This is a genomic window from Aeromonas sp. QDB25 (assembly GCF_027707725.1).
GTDB classification, from domain to species: Bacteria; Pseudomonadota; Gammaproteobacteria; order Enterobacterales; family Aeromonadaceae; genus Aeromonas; species Aeromonas caviae.
The window spans coordinates 8614-22802 of the sequence record NZ_JAPCIZ010000019.1 but is presented as its reverse complement, the minus strand read 5'-3'; the positions used below and the strand labels follow the sequence as shown (position 1 = coordinate 22802).

The 14189-nt window shown below is 59.7% G+C and carries 25 protein-coding genes; 10 read left to right on the top strand and 15 right to left on the bottom strand.

The features are described 5' to 3' along the window. Nucleotides 1-10: 10 nt before the first annotated feature. From PG883_RS08930 to PG883_RS08890, 9 genes are all read right to left on the bottom strand, one after another. A complete protein-coding gene (locus PG883_RS08930) occupies nucleotides 11-424 on the bottom strand; it encodes a hypothetical protein (protein ID WP_270807094.1) in 414 nt (137 codons plus the stop codon). Between the two features lie 47 nt (nucleotides 425-471). Then, nucleotides 472-759 (bottom strand): hypothetical protein, encoded by a 288-nt coding sequence (locus PG883_RS08925; RefSeq protein WP_223952165.1) that lies wholly within the window; start codon nucleotides 757-759, stop codon nucleotides 472-474. 91 nt (nucleotides 760-850) lie between these two features. Beyond that, nucleotides 851-2101 carry a site-specific integrase gene (locus PG883_RS08920; RefSeq protein WP_270807093.1) on the bottom strand — a complete coding sequence of 417 codons (1251 nt, stop codon included), beginning with the start codon at nucleotides 2099-2101 and terminating at the stop codon, nucleotides 851-853. 286 nt (nucleotides 2102-2387) lie between these two features. Then, on the bottom strand, nucleotides 2388-2816 hold the full coding sequence (locus tag PG883_RS08915; RefSeq protein WP_270807092.1) for a hypothetical protein: 429 nt from the start codon (nucleotides 2814-2816) through the stop codon (nucleotides 2388-2390). Next, a complete protein-coding gene (locus tag PG883_RS08910; protein WP_270807091.1) occupies nucleotides 2813-2953 on the bottom strand; it encodes a hypothetical protein in 141 nt (46 codons plus the stop codon). Before PG883_RS08910 ends, PG883_RS08915 begins: the two co-directional genes overlap by 4 nt. Nucleotides 2954-2957: 4 nt before the next feature. Next, entirely contained in the window at nucleotides 2958-3374 is a 417-nt protein-coding gene (locus PG883_RS08905; protein ID WP_127008609.1) for a hypothetical protein, read from the bottom strand. Beyond that, nucleotides 3371-3598, bottom strand: a complete 228-nt coding sequence (locus tag PG883_RS08900; protein WP_270807090.1) for a hypothetical protein — start codon at nucleotides 3596-3598, stop codon at nucleotides 3371-3373. Before PG883_RS08900 ends, PG883_RS08905 begins: the two co-directional genes overlap by 4 nt. Continuing rightward, on the bottom strand, nucleotides 3598-4005 hold the full coding sequence (locus PG883_RS08895) for a hypothetical protein (RefSeq protein ID WP_270807089.1): 408 nt from the start codon (nucleotides 4003-4005) through the stop codon (nucleotides 3598-3600). Before PG883_RS08895 ends, PG883_RS08900 begins: the two co-directional genes overlap by 1 nt. Further along, the gene (locus tag PG883_RS08890) at nucleotides 4002-4220 is read right to left on the bottom strand and encodes a helix-turn-helix domain-containing protein (protein ID WP_270807088.1); all 219 of its coding nucleotides are present in this window, start codon (nucleotides 4218-4220) and stop codon (nucleotides 4002-4004) included. The genes PG883_RS08895 and PG883_RS08890 overlap by 4 nt, the downstream gene beginning before the upstream one ends. 138 nt (nucleotides 4221-4358) lie before the next feature. Between PG883_RS08890 and PG883_RS08885 the strand changes: the two genes are divergently transcribed. The 5 genes from PG883_RS08885 (at nucleotide 4359) to PG883_RS08865 (ending at nucleotide 6776) form a co-directional block, all read left to right on the top strand. Next, nucleotides 4359-4985, top strand: coding sequence for a hypothetical protein (locus PG883_RS08885; RefSeq protein WP_270807087.1), 627 nt, complete (start codon nucleotides 4359-4361; stop codon nucleotides 4983-4985). 85 nt (nucleotides 4986-5070) lie between these two features. Then, complete coding sequence (locus PG883_RS08880; protein WP_270807086.1) at nucleotides 5071-5367, top strand: hypothetical protein; 297 nt, start codon at nucleotides 5071-5073, stop codon at nucleotides 5365-5367. Further along, on the top strand, nucleotides 5348-5719 hold the full coding sequence (locus PG883_RS08875; RefSeq protein WP_270807085.1) for a helix-turn-helix transcriptional regulator: 372 nt from the start codon (nucleotides 5348-5350) through the stop codon (nucleotides 5717-5719). Before PG883_RS08880 ends, PG883_RS08875 begins: the two co-directional genes overlap by 20 nt. A 122-nt stretch (nucleotides 5720-5841) precedes the next feature. Beyond that, nucleotides 5842-6480, top strand: a complete 639-nt coding sequence (locus PG883_RS08870) for a ParA family protein (RefSeq protein ID WP_270807084.1) — start codon at nucleotides 5842-5844, stop codon at nucleotides 6478-6480. A 53-nt stretch (nucleotides 6481-6533) separates the two neighbouring features. After that, a complete protein-coding gene (locus tag PG883_RS08865; RefSeq protein WP_270807083.1) occupies nucleotides 6534-6776 on the top strand; it encodes a hypothetical protein in 243 nt (80 codons plus the stop codon). Between the two features lie 181 nt (nucleotides 6777-6957). Here PG883_RS08865 and PG883_RS08860 read toward each other — a convergent pair whose 3' ends face one another. Then, nucleotides 6958-7140, bottom strand: coding sequence for a hypothetical protein (locus PG883_RS08860; RefSeq protein WP_270807082.1), 183 nt, complete (start codon nucleotides 7138-7140; stop codon nucleotides 6958-6960). 425 nt (nucleotides 7141-7565) lie between these two features. Further along, nucleotides 7566-7964, bottom strand: a complete 399-nt coding sequence (gene merR / locus PG883_RS08855) for an Hg(II)-responsive transcriptional regulator (protein WP_003089120.1) — start codon at nucleotides 7962-7964, stop codon at nucleotides 7566-7568. Between the two features lie 74 nt (nucleotides 7965-8038). Here merR and PG883_RS08850 point away from each other — a divergent pair, with 74 nt between their 5' ends. From PG883_RS08850 to PG883_RS08835, 4 genes are all read left to right on the top strand, one after another. Continuing rightward, nucleotides 8039-8215 (top strand): mercuric transporter MerT family protein, encoded by a 177-nt coding sequence (locus PG883_RS08850; RefSeq protein WP_224873767.1) that lies wholly within the window; start codon nucleotides 8039-8041, stop codon nucleotides 8213-8215. 251 nt (nucleotides 8216-8466) lie between these two features. After that, nucleotides 8467-8682: a mercuric transporter MerT family protein gene (locus PG883_RS08845; protein WP_225865360.1), complete on the top strand. Its 216-nt coding sequence runs from the start codon at nucleotides 8467-8469 to the stop codon at nucleotides 8680-8682. Nucleotides 8683-8694: 12 nt separating this feature from the next. Beyond that, nucleotides 8695-8970 (top strand): mercury resistance system periplasmic binding protein MerP, encoded by a 276-nt coding sequence (gene merP, locus PG883_RS08840; RefSeq protein WP_003150552.1) that lies wholly within the window; start codon nucleotides 8695-8697, stop codon nucleotides 8968-8970. Between the two features lie 7 nt (nucleotides 8971-8977). Next, a complete protein-coding gene (locus PG883_RS08835) occupies nucleotides 8978-9190 on the top strand; it encodes a GDCCVxC domain-containing (seleno)protein (RefSeq protein WP_003089113.1) in 213 nt (70 codons plus the stop codon). A gap of 12 nt (nucleotides 9191-9202) precedes the next feature. Here the strand turns inward: PG883_RS08835 and PG883_RS08830 are convergent, their stop codons facing one another. Genes PG883_RS08830 through PG883_RS08820 form a run of 3 tightly spaced genes read right to left on the bottom strand, consistent with a single transcriptional unit; the run spans nucleotide 9203 to nucleotide 12849 of the window. After that, on the bottom strand, nucleotides 9203-12196 hold the full coding sequence (locus tag PG883_RS08830) for a Tn3 family transposase (RefSeq protein ID WP_033995769.1): 2994 nt from the start codon (nucleotides 12194-12196) through the stop codon (nucleotides 9203-9205). A gap of 3 nt (nucleotides 12197-12199) precedes the next feature. Then, entirely contained in the window at nucleotides 12200-12610 is a 411-nt protein-coding gene (locus PG883_RS08825; RefSeq protein WP_003150546.1) for a putative toxin-antitoxin system toxin component, PIN family, read from the bottom strand. Continuing rightward, the gene (locus PG883_RS08820) at nucleotides 12610-12849 is read right to left on the bottom strand and encodes a ribbon-helix-helix domain-containing protein (protein WP_003089107.1); all 240 of its coding nucleotides are present in this window, start codon (nucleotides 12847-12849) and stop codon (nucleotides 12610-12612) included. The genes PG883_RS08825 and PG883_RS08820 overlap by 1 nt, the downstream gene beginning before the upstream one ends. A 201-nt stretch (nucleotides 12850-13050) precedes the next feature. Here PG883_RS08820 and PG883_RS08815 point away from each other — a divergent pair, with 201 nt between their 5' ends. Next, nucleotides 13051-13980: a recombinase family protein gene (locus tag PG883_RS08815; RefSeq protein WP_003150544.1), complete on the top strand. Its 930-nt coding sequence runs from the start codon at nucleotides 13051-13053 to the stop codon at nucleotides 13978-13980. A gap of 3 nt (nucleotides 13981-13983) precedes the next feature. Here the strand turns inward: PG883_RS08815 and PG883_RS08810 are convergent. Further along, nucleotides 13984-14189, bottom strand: a 206-nt coding sequence (locus PG883_RS08810; RefSeq protein WP_442866370.1) for a hypothetical protein, incomplete at its 5' end; no start/stop codon positions are given.

The following is a 14189-nucleotide window of genomic DNA, read 5'->3' as shown; positions in this document are numbered from 1 at the left end:
TTCTCTCTCGTTACTTGCTAACAACCACCCCGAGAACGGGGATCACATCTTGCGGGGCCCGCCCGGTCATCACCAGGAAGCGGCGCCACACGCCATAGGGGACGGTGCTCTTGCCTTGCTTGAACTCCCGCACCCGCCTATCACTCGACAAGCCGAGCAGCTCAGCCATCTCCTTGTCAGAGCCATAACCGAACAGCTCCTTGAACTGCTGAAAGTAGGCGGCGACCAGATCCTTGTGCGGCGGCTCCCACCCCTCGCGCTCGCGCAGCAAGTGAGTGCGGGGATAGGCGTTCTCATCCACCGCCAGCGGCGCCCGCATCACCTTGGCATCCAGGTTCTTGTTCATGGTCTCCAGGGCTTCTTTCTGGGATGCCAGGAAAACCATCAATTGTTGGTCGGCAATGCCGGGTAACTCGATTTTCATACTCTCTCCTTTGCTGGCCGATATGCCGGGGGCTTTAGCCCCCGGGGTTATCTCGGTGACAGCTCGATGGTTCGAACGTCAGAGACCTTGATATTGACCAGGCTCAATGTGCCCGTGGCCAGCGCCTCCCAGCGTTTCGACTGGTGAAGCCACATCATGCAGTAGTAGAGGTAATCCGGCAGGAGGATATCCGTTCGGGTGACCTTTATGCCGATGTGTTCCGGGTTGTATTCCCGTGTTGGCTGGCCGCAGGTTTTTAAAGAGCCTCGACGCACTAGCCAGAAATCAGCCTCGGGATAGTGGGTCTTGATGGTCGCTACATCACTCAGTCTCATCTCGTTTCCATCGGTGGCATCAACTAGCCGCCTCTGAATCCGAGTGGCTTTCTGTGTGCCACCGTTGAGAGCAATACTAGGCGGATTCCGCCTAGCCGTCAATCATTTTAATATTATTTTGATATTCAAATGATATTACATTAATACCATTGATGCCGGTTACACGGGTGGCAAGCCAGTCGTGATAGGTGACCAGGGCCGCCCGCATCAGGTCGATCAGGTCGCTCTGCACATAGGTCTTTGCCAACTTGCCTGGGCTGTGATTGAGCAGAGCCTCACCGATGTGATAGTCGGTGCGCTGCTCCGTCCAGCGAGTCCTGGCCAGCTTGCGCAGGTCGTGGGCTCGCCACTGACGGTCAGAGACGCCGGCGACCCAGCGGGTAGCCTCCCGGGCTGACAGCTGGCCGGCGCGATGAGGGAACAGGTAAACCCCCTGGTAGCCATTGACCTGCTGCCAGCGGCGATAGGATGTCAGCAGCTCCACCGCGACAGGGGTCAGCGGCAGGGTGTGATCACAACCGTTTTTGGTGGTGCTGCCAGGGATGTGCCAGCTTGCCCCCTCACCCACCAGATCGAAGTCGCGCCAGGCTGCGCGGCGGGTTTCTCCGATACGGGTGCCATGAAGCAGCATCAGCAGGCAGAGCACCCGGGGCGGTACGTTGGCGGCTGGCAGGGTGGCCAGCACGGCAGGGGCATGACTGGGGCGCAGGCGGCCAGCCGTGATGCGGGATCGGGTTGGCACGATCTCGCAAAAGCGCAGACCGAGCAGGGGGTCGGCATCGAGCAGAGTCAGGGTCAGGGCCAGCTTGATGACCGAACGCAGCAGACTGTACCCACCGCGCACCGTCTCGAGCTGGTAGCTCGCTTGCCAGCCCATCACGGTCTCATCGATGGCGCGGCGGCTCAGCGCCAGCGGTAGCTCGCCCCAGATGGGGAGCAGCTGACGGCGGATTTGACTGGTGATGCCATCGCGCCGGCTACGGGAGAGGCGGCGATCCCCCTTCACCCGCTCCAGATACCAGCGCAGCATCTGGCCGAACGTGGCCCACTCGCTGATCTTCTCGTGAGCGTCAGGAGTGGCCACAACAGAGGCGATCAGGCGGGGCATCTCTTTGAAAAAGGCATCGGCCGGGGTGGCCGGCCAGGTGGCCAGCTTGCGCCAGCGCGGGCGGCCATTGTGATGACCGACATAGATATAAGAGGCCCTGTCACGGGCCTTGTGATAGCGCAGCAACACCGGATAGCGCGGGTCTTTCAACTCGCGGCAGAGGGGGTTGTCTGACTGACGCCGGATCTCGGCATCAGTCAGCTTGGCGGTAATGCACTTTGGACTGCAGGTCATTGCCGACCCTGCAGCAAGTTGCGTTGAGCCTCACCGGCCGCCTTGAGTCTACGAAGCGCCTCCTTCACCAGGGAAACACCTCGAGCGATAAGAGAGGGCTTTGGCTTATCGCCATAGACCGGCAAGGCAGGTCTCTCGCAAGGCCAATTCGCCGCGAGCGCCACCGCAGCATATAACGCTGCCGCCCTGACAGTCTCGCTGAATATATGGCGAGCGCGCACCACCCTTGCCCACCCTTTGGCGGCACCCGAACGCTTGTGGGCCACCTTCCTTTTATGACTCAGTCTCATAGTGCCAACCCCTTTCCAAAGTAAGTCAAAACGCAAGCCTCCTCACCGTAGTGAAGGCGGTTGCAGCTATCTGGCAGCCGAGCGCCGCACTTGCGGCACGGCGGGATCCGCGCCATCTGCTCAGCCAGCGCCTGCTTGTCACGAATGATCAGCATCTGGATGTACTCGCTGAGGTCATACGCCTTGGCCGACCAGAGGGCCCGCCAGCGCATCCCCTCGCCGAGCGCCTTTGAATCGGCCGCATCGAGCTTGATCAGCACGCTGCAAGCCTCACCAGGCACAAACTGGGCAGCCAACTCGGCAGCTTTCTTTCTGCTTCTGGCTACCCGCTCGCGGTTCTGTTGCTTCTCCCGCTCGATCTGCTCCGTCGTCTTATTCTTCTTCTTGCCCCTTCGACCACGGGCGACATCCGCAAGGCCACTCATTTGACATCCTTCTCGGTCAGGTTGCGGGACTTGAGATACTGGATATCATCCAAGCGCGAGCGCATCTCCTGCCGGCGCTTGAGGGCTGGCATGGCCTTGGTGTCACTCTCGTAACTCTTCACTTTTTTACTGATCATCACGTCATCCTCTTACAATGCGTGGAATGGATGGCTGCGCCTCCAACGCAGCCATGACGTAATCCCGGGCGGCAGCCAGGTTTCGCTTGTATGTCCGCAGCGGGATCTTGAGCGTGATGGCCCGAACCTCTTGGGCGCGGGTAGCATCACGAACGGGGAGCAGGTACTCGGCCCGCAGCACGGCGGCCCGCTTCTCACCGATGGCGCCTGACGCAGCGAGGCGCATCACGGCGGCCTCGATGGTCGCCTCGATGAGGTCTGATGATGTGGTGGTTTTAGATGCGCCGTTGTGCCCCGGGCCAGTCACCCCGAGCGCCAGCATCTCCATCACCTTGCCGGTCTGGCCAACGGACTGCAGCGGCATCAGTTGGCCGCTATAGGCCCACTGGGCCCATGAATCGAGCGCGTCAGAGAGGGTCATTTATCTGCAACCTCGCCATGCAGCGCCGCCACTCGGCGATAGTGGTTGCACCATGCTCGCAGGCAGTCACGCTCAGATTCGGGGTGGTTCTCGATCTCGAGTTTCACTTTCTCTTTAGTGATCTCACCGCGCCGAGCCTTGTAAACGAGCAGCCCCGCCTTCAATTGGCAGGTAATCTCCTTGGCGATATCAGCAGGGTCTGCGCGGTAGTAGTCGATAAACATCACGCCCTCCCGATGCGATCTCGCTGCGCCAGCAAACTGGTTCGCAGCTCGCTGCACAGCTCATGGGGTGGGATGTGGCCGGCCTGCAGCTTGACTGCAGCAGGATTCGCCAAGATGAAATCGGTCTTTTCGATCCTGATTTGAGGGTGTGCCAGGCCGTAGACATGGCCAACGAAGCCCCCCATCAGGCGAATGGCAGAGACTTCTTCTTGAGTGGTAACCGGCACCAATGTCGTCAGCGAGGAATTGCTCGCATCGCGGCGCAGCGCCTCGAGCAATACCCCCTCCCGGTCACAGGCCTTGCGGCCCTGCACCGAGAAGCGATAACAGCGTGAACTGGCGGCCATCACCTTGTGGATGTAAGCATCTTGCGCAGCAGCAGAGGGGGAGACGATAGCGACGATCACTGACTGACCTCCTCATCGGGGATCAGGCAGCTCATATTGAAGTCAGGGAGGTGCTTCTTGATGGCGACCAGCGACTTTGTGCCAGGAATGCGAGCACCCCGACACAGCTTCTGGATCTGCGAGAACGACAACCCCATCGCAGCAGCGGCCTGTCTTTGCGTCTCAGCCATCGAAGCGGCCGGCCAGTGCCCTTTGATTGCGTCACTAAATGTCATCAAAAACCCCATTTCTGCTACTAACTGTAGCAGATAATAGCATGGGGAAACGGAATGGCACTAGCTGTGCTTCAATCTATGTACTATGGCACTGTCAGTGCTACACTATGTAGAACACAGTCCCCAATTGAGACGAACATGACTCATATCCAACCGACCGCCGATGACGACAAGCAGCTGGCTCAGCTGATCGGTCATCGCATCGCAAAATCGAGAATGGACGCCGGGTATCAATACTCCAATAAAGCGGCGGAGGCGTTGGGCCTGACTAGAGCCATATACACCTGTTATGAACGGGGTCAGCGCCTGGATGTCGTTGCTCGCTGGATCAACCTGATGGACAGGGTGATATCGCCTGAGTTCAATGTCTGCGCGGCCTACCTGATGGGGCTGATTGATGACCCGATCAGCGACCAGGAGTTTAAGATACGCAACCAGATAGGAACCCAAATCCTGAATCGCGCCGGCGGCGGTGCCAGGGAGGTGCTGCTCGGTGAAACCTTCGCCCACCCGCTTAGCTCCGATATGGGGCCACACAAGAAGGGAGACATCCTCTTTTTCGAGCGCAGCGAAGGCATGCCGACAGAGGGGGGATTGTTTGCCATCAATGCGGAAGGCGGTAAGACCCTGATCCGCTGGATAACCCCGCTCACAAGCGGCAAGTGGAAGATCACGGATGGCCATCAGAGCGAAGAACTGACCGATGAGCAAGTCGGTGCCCTGAACATAAGTGGCACATATCGTTGCAAAATCACTGATCTTTAATCTGAAAAAGTAGACTGGGCGATGCCCGGTTTTTTTGCATCTGTACGAACTACAGTTAGTAACACAAATTCGGGATTTTGCGACCATGAGTAACACGACATACACCACCGATCTCCTGACAGCAGCAGCGCGCGATGCGGCCATTATCGAAGCCCTGGTGGAGAAGATGCTCAACGAAGGAGAGGGCGGCGAAACTGCGATCCTGGTGATGCACCAAGTAAGCAGGTTGCGCAAAGAACTGGATAGGGGGGCAGAGGGAGCCCACGAACTGGAAGTGGCTAAATCCATGGTGATGCTTGGCAGGCCCGATCACCTTAATAGCGACTTGTTGGAACAACTGAGGCTAACGGAAGGAGACAAACATGGAACTGTGCGGGCCTAACTTCAAAGCAATCCCGGGGCACGGTCTGACGGCCAGGGAACTGGGCATGATGTTGCTGCTGGCCGAGGGCGCCACGAACAGCGAGATCGAACAGATGACCGGCATGAAGAGCATCGACCGGGCTGCAGCCGAGACCTCCATCAAGAAAAAGCTTGGAGCCAGAACCCAGGCCAACATGATCGCCCGCGCCTTTTCCCTCGGCGTTATTGCCAGTCGCGTCCTCTGCCTGCTGCTGGCTGTACTGTCTGCCGACTACCAGGACACCATAAAGCAACGCTCACCGGTTCGCGGAGGGCGGCCCGGGGTGGTGATGGTTCGCATCAAAACTGCTGGCCGCAATATCTGGGTGTAATGCTGAGAAAGTCACATTGTAATGCGTGAGGCCGGTCACACTGTGAGCGGCCTTTTTGTTTGCCTTAATACCAATTTAATATTATTTTAATCCCATTAAGATATTAAACTGGAGAGAACGACATGAAGAAAACCACCATGATTGCAGTCGCGCACAACAAGGGCGGCGTAGGTAAAACCACCACTATCACCCAGCTGGCCGGCGCGATGGCTCCCTCCCTCATCATCGATCTGGATGCCCACCAGGGCATCAGCATAATCAACCGTCAGCGCGAACCTGAGCAGCAATGGAACGTAGTGGTGCCCCGTGATACTGCCCACCTGCAGCAGCTGCTCGAGGCTGACCATCAAGGCTTGGTGCTGGTCGACTGCGGCGGCTTTGACTCTACCCGCACCCGGGCGGCCATTGCGATGGCTGACCTGCTGATCTGCCCAAGCAATGACGACCTGTCAGAGCAGATCGGGCTGGTCAAGATGCACGATGTAGTAAAGGAGATAAGCCAAGCGGTTGACCGCCATATCACCGCCCAGGTGCTGATGACCAGGACGAACCCGGCACGGCGCAACTACCAGGGCATGGCAAATCAGCTGGCCCGGCAACCCCACATGACCCTGATGCGCAGCCGCTTGTCTCGCCGCGCTGACTACCCAGCCGCCATGATGGAGGGGCGGGGTGTCACCGAACGGGCCAGCACTCGCCACGGTGAAGCAGGAAAAGAGGTCGCCGAATTGATTGCTGAAATCACCGAACTATTGAATTAATATTATTTTGGTATTACTTTAATATCATATTCATATTTAAAGAGGTATTTTAAATGGCTGGCAAAGGCAAGATCGTAGACTGGGACAAGCTGACAGGAGGGGCCACAATGCAGGAGGTGGCCAAAGAGGCGACCATCGACAAGCCAAAGACCAAGGCCAAAGAGATCCGCAACATGCCGGTTGATTTCTTCAACCGTCATGCAGCGTTGAAGAGCGAGGGCAAAACCACCCTGCTGTTCACTGCGTACATCATCGAGGCTGTACGCGAGAAGTTGGAACGAGACGAAACCCGTTAACCAGAAACAGCACGGGCCAGGGTGTAAGAGACCCTAGCCCGCGCAGTTGCAAATCTATTGGAGGTAGACATGCAACGGACAGATCATACCGAAGAAAGAGGCACGAGTGTAGCCGATTTGATTGCCATGAGCCTGAAAGAGCGAGAGGCCTTCTTTGCGAGGCTTAATCAGTTCAAGGCGGTCACGCACTGACATCATGAAGGGTCACCACCAGGTGGCCCTTTTGTCCATCTGAGATGGCCTTGATGCGACTTACCATCGCCAGCACCACCTCATCAGCCACATCAGGCCCAATATAATCCGCCAGTTCGTCAATCAACTCCCACAGTTGGCCAGCCGAAATCCCGTTATTGCACATTGTCATTTTTTATCCCGTTATTTTTACCGCTATCGGGATAGATCCTACTCCGACCAGTTCCACGACACCCGCCAGAAGTGATCGATATAGTCTATCTTCTGATCAAAAATGACTGTCATTTTTGACAGTGGCGGCGAACGTGCTGCCAACGTGACAGAAACAGACACATAAACCGACAAAAAGAGCGCGGGAATGCTCAAAAGGAACCGACAGGATGAGCCGCGCTTATATCGATGATGATGACCGGGCATATGTGCTCGCGGTCAAGAAGAACCTGGCCGGCGTATTCGTCCGCCGAGGTCTCTCCCTAGACGATGTATCCGATGCCACAGGCATCCCTGGGGTTTGGGGAGCAATGGAACCAAAAACCAACGTAAGCTCTGAATCCCACCGTAAAGGGGCTTTCCGATCTCCAGCTCACCCGCCAGGCATTACTCTCTGATCAGTGCCTCGATGATCGGGCAGATCGTTCCGCCGTCTCCCGCATCACATTGCTGCACCAGTTCGCCTAACAGTTGCTGCATGACGACCAAGTCGGCCATCTTCTGCTCGATCAACGCGAGCTTGCGTGCAGCCCGTGCTCGCGTTTCGGCACAGGCGCACGACTCATCCAGCGTCAGCAGTCCACCGACTTCCGAGAGCGTGAAACCCAGCGCCTGAGCCCGCTTGATGAAACGCAGTCGCTTCACCATGTCCACCGGATAGCGCCGATGGCCACCCAAGGGTTTGGCTGGTTCATCCAGCAGCCCGCGTCGCTGGTAGTAGCGGATCGTCTCGACGTTCACCCCGGCGGCGTCTGCCAGCTTGCCAATGGTCAGCTCTGTGGCCATCACTTTCTCCTTGATTCCGTACTTTGGTACGGAGTTTAGAATAGCACCTAGGCAATCAGGCTCAGGAGATGGGAATGGGGATGCAACTCACCGGGAAAGGCTCGCTGGTCGCGAGTTCGCTGACCGCCATCGGTGCGTCGGTGTGCTGTGTCGGGCCACTGGTGCTGTTGGCACTCGGTGTCGGCGGTACGTGGGTGGGCGCTCTGACCATGATGGGGTCGCTTCAGAATTCGGAAATTAAAGCACGTTAAGAGATCCGATACCCAGCAACTGCGCGGCTTTGCGCAAGCTGCCAACCCCTAGAAACAGCATTTTCGTGGTTCTCGAAACTCGGCTGTTTCAGCCGTGCAATATGAGAGTGGTTTTCGAGAAAGCAACATGCCATACCAGCACTAGCGCGGATCTGATTCTCATTGAAGCCTCTCAAAAACGATCGTTTGCGAGAAGCTAGACCATGCCAGCGGCTTACCGTACGATTTTTTCCGTTTTCTGAGGTGACCCCATGATGGAGCCACTACGCCCCCTCTTCATCGGGTTGACTCTACTGTTCCTGGGATTGGCATTCCGCAAGCTCTACCTGGTGCCACAGGTTTGTACGCCAGGTACACCCTGCGCCGATCCGCGCACGCTCGTGCGACAGCGACTCGTGTTCTGGATCGTCAGCGTGCTGCTGCTCGGCCTATTGGCCGTGCCGTGGCTCGCCCCGCTGTTCTACTGAAGGAGATTAACCATGCGCAAACTGCTGATCGCCGTGCTTTTCGCCTTGCCCTTCGTGGCGCTGGCGGCTCCCCCGAAAACCGTCACGCTCGACGTGCAGAACATGACATGCGGACTCTGTCCGATCACGGTCAAGAAGTCGCTGGAGAAGGTGTCCGGCGTGAGTGACGTCCAGGTCAATTTCGACCAGAAGACGGCGACCGTCACCTACGATCCCGATAAGGCCCAGCCCGAGGCACTGACTGAGGCGACCGCGAACGCGGGATACCCCTCCACAGTGCAGAAGTGAGGTCACGATGAGCGCCATTGTCCTTGAGTCCGTGCTGACTTGCCCGCGCTGCGGCTTCGCCAAGCCGGAAACCATGCCCACGGACGCCTGCCAGTTCTATTACGAGTGCAGCAACTGCAAGGCGCTGCTGCGCCCCAACCCAGGGGATTGCTGCGTTTTCTGTTCGTTCGGCTCGGTGAAGTGCCCGCCGATCCAGCAGCAGCTTGGGTGTTGCTCATAGCGTTTAGGGGGATCACAGGTCGTCGTCTGGATTACGCAGTGGCCGCAGCTCGCCGCGCGCAACTTCTTCCGGTACCGCAAAGGAATACCGCCCGAGCATGTTGATGTGCTCGTAGATCAGCGGCGATAGCCGGGCCAAATCCTCTTCCAGCACTGGATAGCCGTGCTGCTTGAGCCGTTCCACGGCCGCCGTCATGTAGAGGGTGTTCCACAGCACGATGATGTTCACCACCAGGCCCAGAGCACCGAGCTGGTCTTCCTGGCCTTCGCGGTAGCGCTGGCGGAGCTCGCCGCGTTTGCCGTGGAACACGGCGCGGGCCAGGCTGTGCCGGCCTTCGCCTCGGTTCAACTGGGTCAGGGTGGCGCGGCGCTTGGACTCGTCGTCGATATAGGTCAACGTGTGCAGAGTCTTTTCGATCCGCCCGAATTCGGCCAGCGCCTGGGCCAGCCGGGTGGGTCTATCTCCCGTTTGCAGCGTGCGCATGATGCCAGTCGCCGGCACCCGGCCGAGTTTGAGCGAGCCGGCCAGGCGCAGCAGGTCGTCCCAGTGCTCGGCGATCAGGTCGAGTTTGACCGACTGGCGGGCCAGCCCGTTGAGCTTGCCGTAGTCCGCGTCCGGGCGCGTGCGCCAGAAGCGGGTACCGCCGACATCGGCCAGCCGCGGACTGAAGTGGTAGCCAAGTAGGCGGAAGAGCCCGAACACCACATCGCTGTAGGCCCCGGTGTCGGTCATGATTTGCGTCGGCTGCAACTCGGTCTGCTGTTCCAGCACGACCGCCAGCAACACCAGGCTGTCGCGCAGCGTGCCGGGCACGGTGATGGCGTTGAGGCCGGAGAATTGGTCGGAAATCAGGTTGTACCAGGTGACACCCCGGCCGGTGCCGAAATACTTCGGATTGGGGCCGGCATGCACGGTGCGCACCGGTACGACGAAGCGCATGCCATCGGCGGAGGCGACCTCGCCGCCACCCCAGACTTGGGCCAGTTCCAGTTGGCTTTGCGCTCCGACCAGGATGGCGTTAGCCGCTGACAGGGTGTCGTCGCGGATATAATTCTGGCTGACCCAGGACAGCCGGTCACGGCGCAGCGCCGGGTTGTCGGTGCGGATCAAGGGCTCCAGGCCGGTGTTGCAGGCCCCGCCCAACAGCACCGCGCAGAGGCTGGTGACCAGGTTGTCGGCGCGTGCATTGCGTTCGGAGACATGGGTGAAGGCCTCGGAAAAGCCAGTGCGGGCGGCGATTTCCAAGAGGATTTCCGGCAGATCGACACGCGGCATCAGGTCAGACACGGCCGCCCGCAGTTGCAGCAACGAGCAGGGCTCGTCCAGCTTGTCCAGCGCCCCGAGCGACAGTTCGGTCTTGCCCTCGGTGTTCTCGCTCAGTTGAATCGCCGGGTTGTCGGGCAGGCGCGCGGCTACTGCCAGCCAGGTTGCATCCAGCTCGACGGACAAGGCGTCCAGGGTGGTTTTGGCGTCGATGGTCAGGCCCAGTGACCGGCAGATGATCGGTCGCGCCGCCAGCCATTCGGCACCGTCGAGCAGGCCAAGACGCGGGTCGGCATAGCGCCAACTGGGCGAGACGAAGACATCGTGGCGGCGCAGGGCCGTGCGCAGCGCATCGAGCGTGCAGAACACATAGGCACCCATGTCGAGGGAGCCATCTTCGCGGGTGATGTGCTTCTGCCAAGCCTTGGCCACGATCTCCTGCGGCGCGTCATCCTCTGGCTTCCGGCGCGGCAGGTTCAGTTGCAGCCACTCCAGACTAGCCGCCACGCCCTTGCCGGCCGGGCTGAAGCCGAAGCGGATGTGCTTGAGCAGGTCGGGCAGGAAGCGGCGCACGCTGCGGTAGCGCGCTTCCAATGCAAGAAAATAGACGTCATCTACCGGGCGGATCAGCGCGTTGACCTCTTCCAGGGCCTTTTCCAGGGTGGTCCTCGGCAGGTCGTTGAACAGCCGGGCGCGCACGTTGTCATCGCTGATCGAGCTGTCCAGCACGACCTTGCACGCGGCGGCGAGCGTCGCGGCCGACCGATCCAGGTCTTTCAGGCTGCGCATGCGGGCTTTCTTGTCGGCCTTCTCCGCGTTGCTGAACAGGTCGCGCAGCAAGGCCTCCAGGACTTCCAGTGCGTCGTCGTGCGCAGTCGCCTCCAGGCAGAGTGCGAAGGCCACCAGTGTCGCCATCCGCCGCGACGCCGGCAGCCGATTAATCGCGGTGACCTTGGCCGTGTTGGCGAAGCGGGCCAGGGCGGCGATACGGCTGGGAGGGATGTGCGCCGCCGCCGGCAAGGTGATGCCGATGCCGCGCACGTCATCGAGCCGGCGCAGTGCCCGAATCAACGCGGGGCCACTGACCATGACCGGGCCGGAGCGCAATTGATCCAGCCGGGAGCTGCGGTTGCCTTCGGCCACCGTCAGCAAGTCTTGCAGTTGCAATCGCTGTTCCTCAGTCACGCTGCGGCCCAGCGTAAACCAGAGGCGTTCTTCGACCCGACTGCGCAACTGGGCGATAAAGCGCTCTAGTTGAGACACACCAGGCAGGAGGACTTTCTGTGTGAACAGCCACGAGGTGGCTCGCTCAAACAGCACTCCCGGCCGGTCGGTGCCCGTCCAGCAGAGGGCATACAGCCAGCGGCTCAAGCGAAAGCCGATGCCCGGATCGGTGAAATGACGATAGCCAAAGCGGTTCTGAATATCGGTGGCATGTATCCAGCGGCGATGATCGCTATAGCGCTGGAGGCAGTCGGGGTCTGGAATCGCCAGTTGTCGGCAAAGCACCTGCAGGACTTCCACCGGCACGGCGGCGGGCTTGTCCGGCAGAACGCCAACGAAGCGGACGGTGGTCAGCAGAACGGCATAACCCAGACGGTTATGGTTACCCCGCAGCACCTGGATGGCTTCACGGTCTTCATCGCTCAGGTGGAAGTAACGTTCCAGCTCTTCACGGCTGGGCGAATCAACATAGCGGCCAAAACCGTCGCGTTGCTCTTGAGTCAGAAAACCGACCGGCATTGATCACAGCACCTCGACGCAGAACACGGCGGGCGTGACGATCCGCGTGCGTTCGATGTGCCCGCGTTGCAGCAGGCCGGCGCGGCGATCACCGGTTACCAGGTAGTCCGCATCGCCCGCCAAGGCCATGGCCAGCAAAAACGAGTCATCCGGATCATCGGCTTCGACCTCGATGGTCAGGCGCTCCAGTACCACAGCCCGTTGCAGGTTATTGATCATGGCGCCCACCTTGGCGGGCTGTAGGATGGCCTGAAGCTTGGGATAGCGGCTGGCTCGACGAATTTCATCGAGTTGCATCCGCGAGGTCACCACCTCGAAACGCGCCGCCCGCCAGGCACGGTAGATCGCATCGGGCGCGCCATGTGGCGAGATCAGGGCGCTGAACAGGATGTTGGTATCCAACACGACCCGCATCAGCGCTTACGTGCCCAGTCGAGCGCTTCGTCAACCGCGTTGGTCAATTCTGCCTCACTCAGATGGGCGTTAGCGGCCTTGGCCTGCTCAGCGCTCAGCTCCAGGATGTGTGCCCGTACCGCTTCTTCGATGAAGCGCGACAGGTCGCCCTTACGGCCGCCGCCCTGGCTGGCCAGAAACATCCGAAGCGACTGGTCGGTGTCGGCCGAGACGGCGACATTCCAGCGAATGGTATTCATAGCGTTCTCCGCTAATAGGTGTTTGTGTGTTTATACGCCAATCACAAAGGGCGATGCAATGGTTCGACAAAACGAAGGTTTTGCCGAACTCTATCGAGGAATGGCTCGGTTCGTTAAGCTCCCCGCGCTACGGTTCAAATAACTGGTACGCTTAATCAAAGTTCAACTATTACTAACGTAGTCGAGTAAACAGTACTTTTGATGAAGATCGGTTATGCGCGAGTGAGCACTCGGGATCAGAAAGCCGACCTACAAGTCGATGCCCTGAAACAGGCCGGGTGCGAACGCATCTACCAAGACATCGCCAGCGGCGCGAAAAGCGCCCGGCCGGAGTTGGACAAACTGCTGGCCAACGTGCGGCCGGGTGATGCCGTGGTGATCTGGAAGCTGGATCGCCTTGGGCGTTCCCTCAAGCACCTGGTCGAGTTGGTCGGCGAGCTGGCAGAGCGCAAGGTCGGCTTACAGAGCCTGAATGACCCCATCGACACCACCCACGCCCAAGGCCGCCTGGTGTTCAACCTGTTCGCCTCGCTGGCGGAGTTCGAGCGCGAGCTGATCCGCGAGCGGACTCAGGCGGGTCTGTCGGCCGCACGGGCGCGTGGCCGGATCGGTGGCCGTCCCAAGGGCCTGCCAGCCAAGGCTGAGGCCACCGCCATGGCGGCCGAAACCCTCTACCGCGAAGGTCGCCTGAGCGTCAGCGCGATCGGCGAGAAGCTGCACATCTCCAAGAGCACGCTGTACAGCTACCTGCGCCACCGTGGTGTCGAGATCGGCGCGTACCAGAAGAGCGCCAGGTCACGCGACCAGCAGCCTTCGGCCGCGTCGCCGGCAGAGCCGCCCGCCGCCGAGCGGGTGGCCACCGTCACCCTGCGCCTCGCGGTGGTGAATAACAGCAAGTTCGTGCGCGGCCGGAAGCGGGCCACGGAGAACATTGAGCGCTACTGCCTGGAGCCCTATGGCATGAAGCGGCTGGATGCCGGCCACTATGAGTTGACCATTCCGTATCGGAGCGACGATGAGCTGGACAAGAGCGTGCATGACCTGCTGACCGAGATCAGCCAGGAGGCCGACATGCGCAACTGTTTTGTCGAGATGGGCGCCTGGGAAGAAGACACCGAAAAGCGTTGGTAGGGCTTACGTTGGTTTTTGGTTCCATTGCTCCCCAAACCCCTCCTTCACCGGCACAAAGCCAGGTTCACGTTTCCAGTACAGGCCCAGCCGGTCTAGCGTTTCCTGCACCGTCATTGCCCGCAACGAATCCAGCAGCGCGGGCGGAAAGGATCGACGGGCGCGACTCATGACAGCCACCCGATGAACTGGACGAGGGGGCCGCGCCGTTC